The 15,512-nt window shown below is 60.5% G+C and carries 12 protein-coding genes and 2 tRNA genes; 7 read left to right on the forward strand and 7 right to left on the reverse strand.

Annotation, left to right across the window (positions count from 1 at the left end):
• Positions 1–55: 55 nt before the first annotated feature.
• The gene (gene dinB, locus QU606_RS29415; protein ID WP_304997895.1) at positions 56–1,114 is read right to left on the reverse strand and encodes a DNA polymerase IV; all 1,059 of its coding nucleotides are present in this window, start codon (positions 1,112–1,114) and stop codon (positions 56–58) included.
• 276 nt (positions 1,115–1,390) lie between these two features.
• Between dinB and QU606_RS29420 the strand changes: the two genes are divergently transcribed.
• The 4 genes from QU606_RS29420 (at position 1,391) to QU606_RS29435 (ending at position 5,942) form a co-directional block, all read left to right on the forward strand.
• Positions 1,391–1,467: transfer RNA gene (locus tag QU606_RS29420), tRNA-Met, on the forward strand.
• A 209-nt stretch (positions 1,468–1,676) separates the two neighbouring features.
• Positions 1,677–1,753, forward strand: a tRNA-Met gene (locus QU606_RS29425).
• Between the two features lie 266 nt (positions 1,754–2,019).
• On the forward strand, positions 2,020–4,662 hold the full coding sequence (gene mprF / locus QU606_RS29430; RefSeq protein ID WP_024077224.1) for a bifunctional lysylphosphatidylglycerol flippase/synthetase MprF: 2,643 nt from the start codon (positions 2,020–2,022) through the stop codon (positions 4,660–4,662).
• Positions 4,662–5,942 (forward strand): virulence factor family protein, encoded by a 1,281-nt coding sequence (locus QU606_RS29435; RefSeq protein ID WP_024077225.1) that lies wholly within the window; start codon positions 4,662–4,664, stop codon positions 5,940–5,942. The genes mprF and QU606_RS29435 overlap by 1 nt, the downstream gene beginning before the upstream one ends.
• 137 nt (positions 5,943–6,079) lie before the next feature.
• Here QU606_RS29435 and recJ read toward each other — a convergent pair whose 3' ends face one another.
• The gene (gene recJ, locus QU606_RS29440; protein WP_069076904.1) at positions 6,080–7,789 is read right to left on the reverse strand and encodes a single-stranded-DNA-specific exonuclease RecJ; all 1,710 of its coding nucleotides are present in this window, start codon (positions 7,787–7,789) and stop codon (positions 6,080–6,082) included.
• Positions 7,790–7,964: 175 nt separating this feature from the next.
• Entirely contained in the window at positions 7,965–8,507 is a 543-nt protein-coding gene (locus QU606_RS29445) for a YaeQ family protein (protein WP_024077227.1), read from the reverse strand.
• Between the two features lie 148 nt (positions 8,508–8,655).
• Here QU606_RS29445 and QU606_RS29450 point away from each other — a divergent pair, with 148 nt between their 5' ends.
• Positions 8,656–9,855, forward strand: coding sequence for a CaiB/BaiF CoA-transferase family protein (locus QU606_RS29450; protein ID WP_024077228.1), 1,200 nt, complete (start codon positions 8,656–8,658; stop codon positions 9,853–9,855).
• Positions 9,855–10,739, forward strand: coding sequence for a TIGR02285 family protein (locus QU606_RS29455; protein ID WP_168232522.1), 885 nt, complete (start codon positions 9,855–9,857; stop codon positions 10,737–10,739). The genes QU606_RS29450 and QU606_RS29455 overlap by 1 nt, the downstream gene beginning before the upstream one ends.
• A 172-nt stretch (positions 10,740–10,911) precedes the next feature.
• Here the strand turns inward: QU606_RS29455 and QU606_RS29460 are convergent, their stop codons facing one another.
• Positions 10,912–11,196, reverse strand: a complete 285-nt coding sequence (locus tag QU606_RS29460) for a DUF3509 domain-containing protein (protein WP_041161012.1) — start codon at positions 11,194–11,196, stop codon at positions 10,912–10,914.
• Positions 11,197–11,507: 311 nt separating this feature from the next.
• Between QU606_RS29460 and QU606_RS29465 the strand changes: the two genes are divergently transcribed.
• Positions 11,508–11,729 (forward strand): hypothetical protein, encoded by a 222-nt coding sequence (locus QU606_RS29465; RefSeq protein ID WP_024077231.1) that lies wholly within the window; start codon positions 11,508–11,510, stop codon positions 11,727–11,729.
• Between the two features lie 81 nt (positions 11,730–11,810).
• Here QU606_RS29465 and thrC read toward each other — a convergent pair whose 3' ends face one another.
• From thrC to QU606_RS29480, 3 genes are all read right to left on the reverse strand, one after another.
• Complete coding sequence (gene thrC / locus QU606_RS29470) at positions 11,811–13,220, reverse strand: threonine synthase (protein WP_024077232.1); 1,410 nt, start codon at positions 13,218–13,220, stop codon at positions 11,811–11,813.
• A gap of 67 nt (positions 13,221–13,287) precedes the next feature.
• Positions 13,288–14,592 (reverse strand): homoserine dehydrogenase, encoded by a 1,305-nt coding sequence (locus QU606_RS29475; RefSeq protein WP_024077233.1) that lies wholly within the window; start codon positions 14,590–14,592, stop codon positions 13,288–13,290.
• 129 nt (positions 14,593–14,721) lie between these two features.
• A complete protein-coding gene (locus QU606_RS29480; protein ID WP_024077234.1) occupies positions 14,722–15,453 on the reverse strand; it encodes a thioredoxin fold domain-containing protein in 732 nt (243 codons plus the stop codon).
• Positions 15,454–15,512 lie beyond the last annotated feature (59 nt).

The raw sequence follows: 15,512 nt of genomic DNA on the forward strand, positions 1-15,512 counted from the left end.
ACGCTTGACTGAACAGCATTAGGGCTTGCCCCCTCCCACATTTTGTTCCCGGTTTCTACCAAGAGAACTCTAACTGTTCGTTGCCACCACTCAGGTCGAGCAACCGCACCCCAATCCCCAGCAACCGCACCGGTTTGCCACCGCGATTGAATGCCTGGGTCATCAGCTGTTGATAACTCTCCAGGTCCCGCCCTGCCCCGGCCTGCTCCAGCGTGGTCTGGGTAAAGTCATGAAACTTCACCTTCACGAACGGCTTGCCCGCGCGGTAACTGCTGTCGATGCGCGCCATGCGCCCGGCCAGGGTTTCCATCAATTCGGGGAGTTTCGCCAGGCAACTTGAGAGATCTGGCAGGTCAACATCATAGGTATTTTCCACACTGATCGATTGCCGGCGGCTGTCATTCTGCACCGCACGCTCATCAATCCCACGGGCCAGACTCCACAGCCGTTCACCAAAACTGCCAAATTCGCGCACCAGTGCCAGCTTGTTCCACTCGCGCAACTGCAAGCAGTCTTCAATGCCCAGGCGCGCAAGCTTGTCCGCCGTCACCTTGCCAACGCCATGCAGCTTGCTCACGCGCAACTGGGAGACAAAGTCTTCGACCTGGTCGGGGGTGATCACGAACAGGCCGTTGGGTTTCTTCCAATCGCTGGCGATCTTGGCCAGGAATTTATTCGGCGCCACCCCGGCGGACACGGTGATGTGCAGTTGGTTGGAAACCCTGCGGCGAATGTCCTGGGCGATACGCGTGGCACTGCCGCCAAAGTGCGGGCTGTCAGAGACATCCAGGTAGGCTTCATCCAGCGACAGCGGTTCGATCAGGTCGGTGTAGTCGCGAAAGATCGTCTGGATTTCCTTCGACGCGTCTTTATAGGCATCCATGCGCGGCTTGACGATGGTCAGGTCCGGGCAGAGCTTCAGGGCATGGTGAGAGGACATCGCCGAGCGCACGCCATAGGCCCGCGCTTCGTAGTTGCAGGTGGCAATCACACCACGCCGATCGGCCGAACCCCCTACCGCCAGCGGCTTTTGCGCCAGGCTCGGGTCATCGCGCATCTCGATGGCGGCGTAGAAGCAATCACAGTCGACGTGGATGATTTTGCGCTGCGTCATATAAAGGGTGTAGTTCAACGGGTGGCCAGTATCGCACTCACCCCTGTATATAGCACCAGTAGTTTGATTCTTCCGTCTGAGCGGTAGGAAAAATCCAAGGTGAATTTATTTTTTCAATCGAGATTGTCCGCCCAATAGAGCTGAAACCCTCAGCCAGACTGGGCCCGAGCGTACCGAGCTACGCGCTTGGAGAGCTAAGCAATTGAACCACAAGCGCTTTTCTTCAATTCACAGGTTGACACACCCGCGTTCCTCTGTAGAATGCCGACACACAGACGCGGGATGGAGCAGTCTGGTAGCTCGTCGGGCTCATAACCCGAAGGTCGTCGGTTCAAATCCGGCTCCCGCAACCAAACATCAAAAAAGGCTACTCGAAAGAGTGGCCTTTTTTTGTGCGTGTCTGTTTTGTGTCTGTATGAAAATTGTAAGACAAAAAAATCTTTGCCCATCGCGCACTTACCTTCCGCAGTCGACCTCCCCCCTCTCATTTCACACTTATTTGACCCATCGACCCATTAACGGTTGACACCTCGCCGCTGGACTGTAGAATGCCGCCCACAGACGCGGGATGGAGCAGTCTGGTAGCTCGTCGGGCTCATAACCCGAAGGTCGTCGGTTCAAATCCGGCTCCCGCAACCAAACATCAAAGAAGGCTACTCGAAAGAGTGGCCTTTTTTGTATCCGGTGAAAAAGCTCTTCTGAAACAATGGCATGGCATCTTTCATGAAACCGTATAGGGTTTATAGAGTCCATTCCATTGCACACTATGCTTAATCCTCTACGACCAATGGCCGCAGTCGCCGCCCCCGGCGATACGCGTTAATATTTGTAATTATTTTGTCCATAGGGATTGGTAACTTGGCTGGATACCTCCATCCTGTCGCGCACAATCCACGAGGTGATTGATGCGCGCCAACTCGTCTGAACCACAAGACTCCGTCACAGCAGAACAACCGATCACTCCCACCCGTTTGCGCTGGCTGGATCTGTTGAGCAAATATCGCCAACCCATCGGGCTGGCAGTAACCTTGTTGCTGTTTGCAATCGCCCTCGTCGCCTGCCGCCACCTGCTGCTGGAGCTGGACCTCTACGCCCTCCACGACTCGATCCTGGAAGTGCCCAAGCCTTCACTGCTCGGCGCATTCGCCGCCGCCGTCGCCGGCTTCATCATTCTGTTGGGCTATGAGTTTTCCGGCGCGCGCTATGCCGGCGTAAAACTACCTGCCAAGACCCTGGCCCTCGGCGGCTTCACTGCCTTTGCGATCGGTAATGCCATTGGCCTGTCGATGCTCTCGGGCGGTTCGGTACGCTACCGTTTATATGCACGCCACGGTATCGGCGCTTCAGAAGTCGCTCATATGACCGTGTTCGCCAGCCTGGCCCTGGGCTGCGCCCTGCCGCCGCTGGCTGCATTGGCCACCTTGAGCAACTTGCCTGCTGCGTCCACCGCCCTGCATGTATCGCAAGGTTTGCTCGGCGCTATTGCCGGTGCTGTGCTGCTGTTGTCGGCCGCACTGTGCATCGGCATTTATCGCCGTCGCCTGCCGGAGCAACCCTACCCGGACAACCTGCTGGTCAAAGTGGGCCGCCGCACGCTGCGCCTGCCTGGCCGACGCCTGACGTTCCTGCAACTGATCATCACCGCGCTGGATGTCGCCGCCGCCGCCACCGTCCTTTATATGCTGCTGCCGGAAGCGCCGCCCTTCGGCCCGTTCCTGCTGGTGTACCTGCTGGCCCTGGCCGCTGGCGTGCTCAGCCATGTGCCGGGTGGCGTGGGGGTATTCGAGGCCATCCTGCTGGCCGCCTTCGCCGACAAACTGGGGGCCGCCCCCTTGGCCGCCGCCCTGCTGCTGTACCGCATGATCTACGTGGTGCTGCCGCTGCTGATCGCCTGTGTGTTCCTGCTGGTCAACGAGGCACAGCGCCTGTTCCAGACCCAACAGAGCCTGCGAGTGGCCTCGGGCCTGGCTGCGCCGGTGTTGGCCGTACTGGTTTTTTTGTCCGGCGTGGTCCTGCTGTTTTCCGGCGCCACGCCCGAAATCGACTCGCGCCTGGAAAACATCGGCTTCCTGATTCCCCACCGCCTGATTGACGCTTCGCACTTCGGTGCCAGCCTGATCGGCGTGCTGTGCCTGTTACTGGCCCAAGGCCTGCGCCGCCGTTTGTCCGCAGCCTGGATGCTGACCATGGTGCTGTTGCTGACCGGCGCCCTGCTTTCACTGCTCAAGGGGTTCGACTGGGAAGAAGCCAGCCTGATGACCATGACCGCCGTATTGCTGGCCATTTTCCGGCGCTCGTTCTACCGGGCCAGCCGCCTGACCGAGCTACCGTTCTCGCCGCTCTACCTGGTGGCCAGCGTGTGCGTGCTGGGTGCGTCGATCTGGCTGCTGCTGTTCGCTTATCAAGACGTGCCTTACAGCCACCAACTGTGGTGGCAGTTCACCCTGGATGCCAACGCCCCACGCGGCCTGCGCTCGCTGCTGGGTGCCGCCGTGCTGCTGGTGATCGTGTCGCTGACCTGGCTGCTGCGCACGGCGCGCCCGGTGATCCACCTGCCGACCGCGGAGGAGCTGGAGCGTGCCACCAAAATCCTGATGGCCTCGTCGCAGCCCGACGGTGGCCTGGCACTGACCGGTGACAAGGCGCTACTGTTCCACCCCAACGACGAGGCCTTCCTGATGTATGCCCGTCGCGGACGCAGCCTGGTGGCCCTGTACGACCCGATCGGCCCGACCCAACCCCGCGCCGAGATGATCTGGCAGTTCCGTGACCTGTGCGACATCCACCATGCGCGCCCGGTGTTCTATCAGGTGCGGGCGGAGAACCTGCCGTACTACATGGACATCGGCCTGACCGCGATCAAGCTGGGCGAAGAAGCCCGGGTCGACCTGAAACGCTTTGACCTGGAAGCCAAGGGCAAAGAGATGAAGGATTTGCGCTACACCTGGAACCGTGGCACCCGGGACGGCCTGTCCCTGGAAATCCATGAACCCGGTACCGCACCGATGGACGAACTCAAGGTCATTTCCGACGCCTGGCTGACCGGCAAGAACGTGCGGGAAAAAGGCTTTTCCCTGGGCCGCTTCAGCGACGACTACCTCAAGCACTTCCGTATCGCGATCATTCGCTTCGAAGGGCACCCGGTAGCCTTTGCCAACCTGCTCGAGACCTACAACCACGACCTGGCCAGTCTCGACCTGATGCGCGCCCACCCGGACGCGCCAAAGCTGACCATGGAGTTCATGATGGTCGGCCTGATTCAACACTATAAGAGCCACGGCTATGCCCGCTTCAGCCTCGGCATGGTGCCGTTGTCGGGCCTGCAACCGCGACGCGGTGCGCCGCTGACCCAACGCTTGGGCTCAATGGTGTTCCGTCGTGGCGAGCAACTGTATAACTTCCAAGGGTTACGCCGCTTCAAAGACAAGTTCCAGCCTGACTGGGAACCCCGTTACATGGCCGTGCCCGCGGGACTTGATCCGCTGGTTGCACTGGCCGATACCGCCGCCCTGATCGCGGGCGGCTTGACTGGATTGGTGAAACGCTGATGATTCGACGCTCCTGGCGGTATGTATTGGCCTTTGTAGTGCTGCTCGCCCTGGTCCTGGGTGGCGGCTATTGGTACTGGAACCGCCCTGCCCCGCAGCCAACCCTGGAACAACTGCCCCAGGCCGACGGCTCGGTGATGACCCGCGTGACCCCGGCCGGTACGGCGAAAGCCCGGGTCGCCGTGGCCGTGATGGCCGACGAAACCCTGACCGACAGCCAACTGATAGCCCTGAGCCAGGGCGGCAAGGCACAGATTGTCCAGGTGATCCTGCCCAAGGACGACTGCAAGCTGCAGGAACAAGCACTGCAAGGCGCCCTGGGCCAGCTCAATGGCCCGGCGACGCTGGTCAGCGGCATTGGCCCTGGCGCCGCCCTCGCCTGGCGCTGGCTGGCCACACAGAACGACGACAAGGCCAATGCCATTTCCGTCGGCTTCGCCCTGGTGCAGGAAGGCTGCAAGGACCCGCTGCCGAAAACATCCGCCCATGGCAACTGGCTGGTCGCATGGAATGACAACCCCGACGATGAAAGCGCCAGTTTCGTCCGCGACACACCGCGCGCCACCACCAGCATCAGCGACTACGACATTCACTACCCGCAAGTGCTGAACAACGAACTGCGCAAGCAACTGGTGGGCTCGGACAACGGCGGCCTGGCGATTCCCGTCGTGGAAGTGCCGGCAGGCCAGGCCAAGGACACCGTGACCCTGTTCCTGTCCGGCGATGGCGGCTGGCGTGACCTGGACCGCGACGTGGCCGGCGAGATGGCCAAGATCGGCTATCCGGTCGTAGGCATCGACACCCTGCGCTACTACTGGCAGCACAAGACCCCGGAACAAAGCGCCAAGGACCTCACCGAGCTGATGCAACACTACCGGCAGAAGTGGGGCACCAAGCGTTTCGTGCTTACCGGTTATTCGTTCGGTGCCGACGTCCTGCCAGCGATCTACAACCGCATGCCGGAAAACGAACAGCAGCGCGTCGACGCAATCATCCTGCTGGCGTTCGCCCGCACCGGCAGCTTTGAAATCGAAGTAGAAGGCTGGCTGGGCAATGCCGGCAAGGAAGCCGCGACCGGCCCGGAAATGGCCAAGCTGCCGGCTGATAAAGTGGTGTGCATCTACGGTGCCGAAGAGGTCGACGAGAGCGGCTGTACCGACAAGACCGCCGTGGGCGAGGCTGTGAAGCTGCCAGGCGGGCATCACTTCGACGAAAACTACCCGGCGCTGGCCAAGCGTTTGGTGGATATCATCGTCAAGCACCAGGCCAAGGCCGAGTAAACCCGAGCCTTACACAAATCAAACTGTGGGAGGGGGCTTGCCCCCGATAGCTGAGTGTCAGTCAATAATGCTGTGACTGACCTACCGCTATCGGGGTGCAGCCCCCTCCCACAGTTGTTTTGCGGTGTTAGTAAAATCTAGCGCGGCTCGATGTGGGCAATCATCAGTTGCACGGTTTCATTCCCCCGAAACTCGTTCACGTCCAGCTTGTAGGCCAACTCCACCCAACGCACCGTCGGGTTCGGCCACACTTCGCGGTCCACTCCAAACGCAATGCCATCAAGCTTCACCGACCCGCATTCGGTCTTGAGCACCACTTTCAGGTGTCGCTCCCCCACCACTCGCTGCTCCACCAACTGGAACACGCCGTGAAACAACGGCTCGGGAAAGTGCTGCCCCCACGGCCCGGCATGCCGCAGCGCGCGGGCCAGTTCGAGGTGAAACTCCTCAACCGCCAGGGTGCCATCGGACAGCAACCGGCCGGTGAGGTCTTCCTCGCGCAATTGCCGACGTACTTCAGCGTCAAAGGCTTCGGCAAACAGGGGAAAATTCGCCTCGGGCAGCGTCAGCCCCGCCGCCATGGCATGGCCGCCGTACTTGGCGATCAGGTTCGGATGCTGGCTGGCGACTACCGCCAGGGCATCACGGATGTGGAAGCCCGGCACAGAGCGCCCCGAGCCCTTGAGCAGGCCATCACCGGCGTCGGCGAAGGCAATGGTCGGGCGGAAATAACGCTCTTTCATGCGCGACGCCAGAATGCCGATCACCCCTTGATGCCACTCCGGATCGAACAGGCACAAGCCATAGGGCATCGAGTCCACCGGCAAGTCCTTGAGCTGGGCCAGGGCCTCGCGCTGCATGCCTTGCTCGATGGATTTGCGGTCCTGGTTCATACCGTCCAATTGCGCAGCCATTTCCCGAGCCGCAGCAAAATCGCTGGTCAGCAGGCATTCGATACCCAGGCTCATATCATCCAGGCGCCCGGCAGCGTTCAACCGGGGGCCGAGGATAAAACCCAGGTCGGTGGACGTGATGCGCGCCGCATCGCGCTTGGCGACCTCGAGAATCGCCTTGATCCCTGGCCGCGCACGACCGGCGCGAATACGTTCCAGGCCCTGATGGACCAGGATGCGGTTGTTGGCGTCCAGCGGTACAACGTCAGCGACGCTGCCCAGGGCGACCAGGTCGAGCAACTCCCCAATGTTCGGCTGCGCTTTGTTCTCGTACCAGCCCAAACTGCGCAAGCGAGCACGCAGGGCCATCAGCACGTAGAAGATCACGCCTACGCCGGCCAATGCCTTGCTGGGGAACTCACAGCCTGGCTGGTTCGGGTTGACGATGGCGTCCGCCGCCGGCAATTCATCCCCCGGTAAGTGGTGGTCGGTGACCAGCACCTTGAGCCCCGCCGCTTTCGCCGCCGCCACGCCCTCGACACTGGAGATGCCGTTGTCCACCGTGATCAACAACTGCGGCTCGCGCTGCAGGGCGACGGCGACAATTTCCGGGGTCAGGCCATAGCCGTATTCGAAACGGTTGGGCACCAGGTAATCGACATGGGCCGCACCCAGCAGCCGCAGGCCCAGGGTGCCCACCGTACTGGCGGTAGCACCATCGGCGTCGAAGTCGCCGACGATCAGGATGCGCTGGCGTTGCTGCAATGCGGTCACCAACAGGTCTACCGCCGCGTCGATGCCCTTGAGCTGCTGGAAGGGAATCAACCGCGCCAGGCTTTTATCCAGCTCCGCCTCGGACTGCACCCCGCGTGCGGCATAGAGGCGGGTCAACAGCGGTGGCAGTTCACCCAGGAAGGGCATGACGGCGGGTAATGGGCGAGGATCGATACGCATGGGGTGACGGGAGCTTCTCTGCTGATACAACGGTTAAACAACACGGCTTAAAGCGGCACGGGTCAGCTGTGGGAGGGGCGGTGCGACAATTCGAATGGCTCCCGGCAGCGGCGCAACAGTGACTGCAACTTGACCGGCGCCAGCGTCATCGGGAGCACGCCACCTCCCACATTTTTCAACCCCGCTCGCCGACCAGCCATTGCAGTTGCACTTCGTGCTGGCCGCGGTCATCAGTCACGAAGATCGTGCCTTCACTGATCATCACGTCCCACTTGATCACGCGCGGCATGTCCTTGGCCAAGGTCTCGAGGACTTCCTGCGGCACGGCAGCGATGTGCACGTTCTTCATACTTTTCGCCGCCGGCACCACCTTGCCTTCCCACACGCGCAGACTGCCATAGGCGAGCAAACTGGTACGTTCGGCGCGGCGCGAGCACCAGGTCAGGCGGTCGACATCGGGCTGGCCGACTTCGATCCAGTGTAAAACCCGATCATCCAGGCTTTTTTCCCACAGGGCCGGCTCGTCTACATCCGAGAGGCCACGGCCGAACGACACCTGTTCGCTGTACCACAGCGCATAGGCCAGCAGGCGCACGGTCATACGCTCTTCGGTTTCCGACGGGTGGCGGGCGATGGTCTGTTTGACGCTCTCGTACACCGAGCGATCGAGGTCGGTGAGGTTGAGTTCGAATTTATAGGTCGTGGACGGCTGGGCCATGAACGGGCTTCTAGAGACAGGGAAAGGCGGCCAGTCTAACCGATGGCGAGGGCATTCAACGAATCCTGCGCTGCATCATCCTTATCCCTGGGCCACTCGCCTATGTTAAAAGGCATCACACCACTGCCCTGCGCTTGAAAGGATCATCATGTCGTTTAATGCCAAACCGCTTGCCGGCCTGAAAGTCATCGAACTCGGCACCCTGATCGCCGGCCCCTTCGCTTCACGCATCTGCGCCGAGTTCGGCGCCGAAGTGATCAAGGTCGAGTCGCCAGATGGCGGCGACCCGCTGCGCAAGTGGCGCAAGCTGTATGAAGGCACCTCGTTGTGGTGGTTTGTGCAGGCGCGCAACAAGAAGTCACTGACGCTGAACCTCAAGCATCCGGACGGGCTGGCGGTCCTCAAACAGTTGCTGGCAGACGCCGACATCCTGATCGAAAACTTCCGTCCCGGCGTCTTGGAAAAGCTCGGCCTGAGCTGGGAAACCCTGCACGCACTGAACCCGAAGCTGGTGATGGTGCGCCTCTCTGGCTTCGGCCAGACCGGGCCAATGAAAGACCAGCCAGGGTTTGGCGCGGTGGGCGAGTCCATGGGAGGGCTGCGCTATATCACCGGCTTCGAAGATCGCCCGCCGGTGCGTACCGGGATTTCCATCGGTGATTCGATTGCCGCCCTCTGGGCGGTGATCGGTGCGCTGATGGCACTGCGTCATCGCGAGGTCAACGGTGGGGTCGGCCAAGTGGTGGATGTGGCGCTGTACGAAGCGATTTTCGCCATGATGGAAAGCATGGTCCCCGAGTTCGACGTGTTCGGGTTTATCCGCGAGCGCACCGGCAACATCATGCCTGGCATCACGCCGTCTTCGATCCATACCAGTGCGGACGGCAAGCACGTGCAGATTGGCGCCAACGGCGATGCGATCTTCAAGCGCTTCATGTCGGCCATCGGCCGTGAGGACCTGGCCAACGACCCGGAACTGGCCAGCAATGATGGGCGTGATGGCCGCCGCGATGAGCTTTACGGGGTGATTGATCGTTGGGTCAACGCCTTGCCACTGGAGCAGGTGGTGGAGCAGTTGAACAAGGCCGAGGTCCCCGCCAGCCGCATCTACAGTGCTGAAGACATGCTCGCAGACCCGCAGTTCCTGGCTCGGGAGATGTTCCTCAAGGCGCAACTGCCGGACGGCAAGGACTTCAAGATGCCCGGCATCGTGCCCAAGCTGTCGGACACGCCCGGCAGTTGTGAATGGGTCGGACCGAAGCTGGGCGAACACAACAACGAGCTGCTCCAGGCGCTGGGCTACGATGCCCTGGCAATCACCCGTTTGCATGAGGATGGCGCGATCTGATGACACGTCGCGTCCAGCGCTGGTTCATTTGCCTGTGTCACGTCACCTTGATGGTCGGCGGCTGGCCGGTATCGGCCAACGCCCAGGATACGCTGGTCTGGTTGTTGCGCGACCTGCCACCGGTGACCATCTTCGAAGGCCCGCGCAAGGGGCAGGGAGCACTGGACCAGTTGCTGCCCATGCTCGCCGAGCGCCTGCCGGAATATCGCCATCAGATCCTGCACGTCAACCGCGCCCGGGGCACGCAAATGCTGCGCGAGCCGTCGTTCACCTGTGACCCGTCACTGCTGTGGACACCGGAGCGCGCCAAGTACGTTGTTTTTTCGACCCAGGCCTTCGTGACGGTGAGCAATGGCGTGATGATCCGCCGGAGCCAGCAGGAGGCCATGGCGCCCTTCATCAACGACGGTCAGTTCGACCTGCAGGCTTTTCTCGACGCTCCCAACACCCGGCTTGGCGCCACCGCAGAACGCAGCTATGGCGCCGTCATCGACGAGCGCCTCAAGCACGCCACCGCGCACAAATTGGCGCTGCACTACGGCAACGATGCATTGGGCAGCCTGTTGCAGATGCAACGTCTCGGCCGCCTGGAAGCGGTCCTGGGCTATTGGACGGAGATCCGCTACCACGCCATGCAACAGGGGATCGACCCACAGGAGCTGATGTTTTTACCGATCAAGGGCGCCGCGCCTTACCAACGCACGCACATCGGTTGCTCGAACACCGCCCTCGGCCGCGAGGCGATCGAACGCATCAACCAGGTACTGCGTGACATCCCTCTGGAACAGGTGCAGCAGTCCTATGCTTCATGGCTGGACCCGGTCACCCGGGAACACTACCTGCGCGACAACCCAAGCTTTTTCCAGGACTCGCCCATGCCCTGACAAATCGCGGGCAAAAAGAAACCCCGAGGAGTGGGGAGACAACTCGGGGTTAAACGTGGCCTACAAAAAGACCAGTACAACAAGACACAAACACCGGAGCACAATGTTTGCTCTTACTGTTACGAAATCTGACTCGTCATAGCGTAGGAAGGTTCCGAAGAAAAATAATTCTTCATGCCAACACCCCACTACGGGTCTGGGCGGCGTTACGCAGGGCCGCGATCACCGACGGTTCAAGACGCCCCTCTGCGATTTTGAGATCGCGCAGCAGGCAATCCACCACATCCACCAGAGCGCGCTTGTCAGTCAGTTGCGCACGGTCGACTTCACGTTCGACCACGATGGCGCCAGCAGGATTCTTCACGGTCACCAGGCACTCGCCCTGCGCACCAGAGGCGGTCAGCGTAACCTGATAAGGGCTCAGTGCTTCTTCGAGCAATAGGCTGATACTTTCCATCTCGATCACCACTCAATAGTTCGGGAACAATCGGTTCAACGGGAGCTGCATCTATCCTAAGTGACTGGATGTAACGTAGGAAAGTTCGCTTTTTCGTCGTTATGGGGGTTTCGGGGAGTGACTAGAACCAGCATGCGCTTGCAACATGACAACCAAAAAACGGCGCACATGACTGCTTACGCAATGGGCGGCTGTTTTGGGGTTTCCGACGGCTGTGACCGGAGGTGAATCCTATACTCGGTGAGCGCTGGTCACGCTGCCACGCAGGTAAAGCGCATGTCAAAAGGCCCTTATTCCGAAGGATAAATACGATGGCAGAACAAAATGAACAACAGACAGCGACAGACAGGATGCACGCCGAGGTATCCCGTATTTTTGCTGAGATAGCACGCATGAATGCAGAGCAAAACAAACTCCACGCAGAATCCCTGAAGATAACCTGTGAGACGTTCTGGTACCCGGTGGCTATCGCGACCGGCTTCTATGCCGCTGTCGGCACAGTCATAGTCGTCGCCCAGAAACTATTCTCGTAACACTTGAGCGGGCCGGCCAGAAACGAAAAACGCCGCTGACCCAAGGAAGGGAAAGCGGCGTTTTTGTCTTCGTGATTTGTATTACAAAGGCTTGCCACGATTACCATGCTGGCTGACAAACGCCTGCATCGCCTTCAAATCATTCGGCAGCACTGTGCAACGCTCTTCACGCTCGAACAGGTCGGCCAGATGCTCCGGCAGTTCCAAAGCCTTGCCAACGCCCGCCTTTTCCACCGCTTCCGGGAATTTGACCGGGTGGGCGGTGCCCAGGATCACCATCGGGATATCCAGGCTGCGACGGCATTCACGCGCAGCCTTTACACCGATGGCGGTGTGCGGGTCCAGCAGTTCGCCGGTCTGGGCATAGACTTCAGCGATGGTTTCGCAGGTCTGTGCATCGTCCACCGCAAGGGAGTCGAACAGCTTGCGGGTTTCGGTCCAGCGCTCTTGATCGACGCTGAAACCACCACCGCTCTTGAAGCTGTTCATCAACTCAGCCAGCGCAGCCCCGTTACGGCCGTGCATATCGAACAGCAGGCGTTCGAAGTTCGACGACACCATGATGTCCATCGACGGCGACAGGGTGGCGTGCAGGGTTTCCTTGACGTACTGGTTGCCGCTCATGAAGCGGTGCAGGATGTCGTTGCGGTTGGTGGCGACGATCAACTGGTTGATCGGCAGGCCCATGTTGCGCGCGAGGTAGCCGGCGAAGATATCGCCGAAGTTGCCGGTCGGCACCGAGAACGACACCGAACGCGCCGGGCCACCCAGCTGCAGGGCGGCGTGGAAGTAGTAGACGATCTGGGCCATGATCCGCGCCCAGTTGATCGAGTTCACTGCCACCAGGCGCGTGCCCTTGAGGAAGCTCTGGTCAGCGAAGCTGTTCTTGACCATTTCCTGGCAGTCATCAAAGTTGCCTTCGATGGCGATGTTGTGGATGTTCTCACCGAAGATGGTGGTCATCTGCCGACGCTGCACCTCCGACACACGCTTGTGCGGGTGCAGGATAAAGATATCGACGTTTTCGCAGTGTTTGCAGCCTTCAATGGCCGCCGAACCGGTGTCACCGGAAGTGGCGCCGATGATCACCACGCGCTCGCCGCGTTTTTCCAGCACGTAGTCCAACAGGCGACCCAGCAGTTGCAGGGCAAAGTCCTTGAACGCCAGGGTCGGGCCGTGGAACAGCTCAAGCACCCACTCGTTGCCATTCAGTTGGCGCAGCGGGGCGATGGCGCTGTGGGAAAACACGCCGTATGTCTCTTCCAGGATCTTTTTGAAATCCGCATCCGGGATGCTGCCGGTAACGAACGGGCGCATCACCCGGAATGCCAGTTCGTGGTACGGCAGGCCGGCCCAGGAAGCAATTTCTTCCTGGGTGAAGCGTGGCAGGTTCTCCGGCACGTACAGGCCGCCGTCGGTGGCAAGGCCTGCCAGCAAAACGTCTTCGAAATTCAGGGCCGGTGCCTGGCCGCGGGTGCTGATGTAACGCATGACTGGCTCCTCTAAAACATTCTCGAACAGGGGCCGCCGCACACACGGGGCCCCTGGAACAAATCGGTTAGTTCAAGTGTTCGACGCGAATCCGCACCACCGGGCCCACGACGCCCTGCAAGGCCTCCAGAGCGGTGATGGCATCGTTGATGCGCTGCTCAAGCACGCGGTGGGTCAACAGGATCATAGGCACCTGGCCGTTCTGTTCCTCGACTTCCTTCTGCATGATCGACTCGATGTTGATGCCGCGCTCCGACAGGATGCTGGCGACCTGGGCCAACACGCCCGGATGGTCCTTGGCCTGGATGCGCAGGTAGTAGGCGCTTTCGCATGCCTCGATCGGCAGGATCGGGTGGGCCGACAGCGAATCCGGCTGGAAGGCCAGGTGCGGCACGCGGTTTTCCGGATCGCTGGTCATGGCGCGAACCACGTCCACCAGGTCGGCGATCACCGACGAAGCGGTCGGCTCCATGCCGGCGCCGGCGCCGTAGAACAAGGTGGAACCGGCGGCATCACCGTTGACCATCACGGCGTTCATCACACCGTTGACGTTGGCGATCAGGCGATCGGCCGGGATCAGCGTCGGGTGTACACGCAACTCGATACCGGCCGGTGTGCTGCGCGCCACGCCCAGGTGCTTGATACGGTAGCCCAGGGCTTCGGCGTAGTTCACGTCGGCCGTGGTCAGTTGGGTGATGCCTTCGGTGTAGGCCTTGTCGAATTGCAGCGGGATACCAAAGGCGATGGACGCCAGGATGGTCAACTTGTGCGCCGCGTCGATGCCCTCGACGTCGAAGGTCGGGTCGGCTTCGGCGTAGCCCAGGGCCTGGGCTTCAGCCAGCACGTCTTCGAAGGTACGACCCTTCTCGCGCATTTCGGTGAGGATGAAGTTACCGGTGCCGTTGATGATGCCGGCTACCCAGTTGATACGGTTGGCGGACAAGCCTTCACGAATGGCCTTGATCACCGGAATACCGCCGGCCACTGCGGCTTCGAACGCGACAATCACGCCCTTCTCGCGGGCCTTGGCGAAGATCTCGTTGCCGTGCACGGCGATCAGCGCCTTGTTGGCGGTGACCACGTGCTTGCCGTTCTCGATAGCCTTGAGCACCAGCTCGCGGGCCACGGTGTAGCCGCCGACCAGCTCGATGACGATATCGATTTCAGGGTTGGTGGCCACGGCGAAGACATCGTTGGTAATCGCAATACCGGTCGTTTGGAACTGAGGCTTTGGCGAACGCGTGGCAATTTGCGCCACTTCAATCCCACGCCCTGCACGGCGGGAAATTTCTTCAGCATTACGCTGAAGTACGTTGAAGGTACCGCCACCGACGGTCCCTAACCCACAGATGCCTACTTTGACCGGTTTCACTGAAGAACTCCCCATGAAACGGCCGACGCTAGGTCGGCCGTGGAAAACAGCCGCACAACTGCGGCTTTCAATTGATGACCCGCTGATCGTTCAACGGGCCATGATCGTCAAAGGTTCGACGATACTGGTTTACTTGGCACTCAGTGCCAGTTTGGCAACTTGCGGTGCCGGCTGGTAGCCCGGAATCACTTGACCGTCAGCCAAAACGATGGCCGGTGTACCGTTCACGCCAATGGATTGGCCGAGGGCGAATTGCTTGGAAACCGGGTTGGCGCATTTGTCCGCCTTGATTTCCTTGCCATCAACCATCTTGTCCATGGCCGCTTTCTTGTCGGCTGAACACCAGACGGCTTGTAACTGCTCGTCACCCGGCGAACCCAGGCCCTGGCGCGGGAACGCAACGTAGCGCACTTCCACACCCAGCTTGTTCAGCGCAGGCACTTCGGCGTGCAGCTTGTGGCAATAAGGGCAGGTGGTATCGGTAAACACGGTGATGTGGGTCTTGGTCTCGCCGATGGCTGGGTAAACCACGGTTTCAGCCACCGGAATCCCGTTGATCAGCTTGGATACACCCAGGCGCTCGGCTTTCTCGGTCAGGTTGACCGGCTTGCCGTCCTTGAGCTGGAACAGGTAGCCCTGGACGATGTACTGGCCATCGGCACTGGCGTACAGCACACGGCTGCCCTTGAGCTTGACTTCGTACAGGCCGGCCATCGGGCTGGCGCTGATGCTTTCGATCGGCGTATCGAGCTGCAAGTTGGCCAGGCTCTTGCGAATGGTCTGCTCGGCAGCGTCATCGGCGACGACAAACGTGGAAACCAACGCAATGGCTGCGGCGGCAATAATCTGGGTCAAGCGCATGGGAACTCCTGAAGGCAGATGCAGGGACGGTGGGCAAGCACACCGATCTAAAAACACGG

Origin of the sequence: Pseudomonas sp. OVF7 (genome assembly GCF_030644265.1) — a bacterium.
GTDB lineage: Bacteria > Pseudomonadota > Gammaproteobacteria > Pseudomonadales > Pseudomonadaceae > Aquipseudomonas > Aquipseudomonas gorinensis.

Coding starts and splice junctions, on each gene's coding strand:
- dinB (WP_304997895.1), bottom strand. CDS start 1,114: ATGACGCAGCGCAAAATCATCCACGTCGACTGTGATTGCTTCTACGCC.
- mprF (WP_024077224.1), top strand. CDS start 2,020: ATGCGCGCCAACTCGTCTGAACCACAAGACTCCGTCACAGCAGAACAA.
- QU606_RS29435 (WP_024077225.1), top strand. CDS start 4,662: ATGATTCGACGCTCCTGGCGGTATGTATTGGCCTTTGTAGTGCTGCTC.
- recJ (WP_069076904.1), bottom strand. CDS start 7,789: ATGCGTATCGATCCTCGCCCATTACCCGCCGTCATGCCCTTCCTGGGT.
- QU606_RS29445 (WP_024077227.1), bottom strand. CDS start 8,507: ATGGCCCAGCCGTCCACGACCTATAAATTCGAACTCAACCTCACCGAC.
- QU606_RS29450 (WP_024077228.1), top strand. CDS start 8,656: ATGTCGTTTAATGCCAAACCGCTTGCCGGCCTGAAAGTCATCGAACTC.
- QU606_RS29455 (WP_168232522.1), top strand. CDS start 9,855: ATGACACGTCGCGTCCAGCGCTGGTTCATTTGCCTGTGTCACGTCACC.
- QU606_RS29460 (WP_041161012.1), bottom strand. CDS start 11,196: ATGGAAAGTATCAGCCTATTGCTCGAAGAAGCACTGAGCCCTTATCAG.
- QU606_RS29465 (WP_024077231.1), top strand. CDS start 11,508: ATGGCAGAACAAAATGAACAACAGACAGCGACAGACAGGATGCACGCC.
- thrC (WP_024077232.1), bottom strand. CDS start 13,220: ATGCGTTACATCAGCACCCGCGGCCAGGCACCGGCCCTGAATTTCGAA.
- QU606_RS29480 (WP_024077234.1), bottom strand. CDS start 15,453: ATGCGCTTGACCCAGATTATTGCCGCCGCAGCCATTGCGTTGGTTTCC.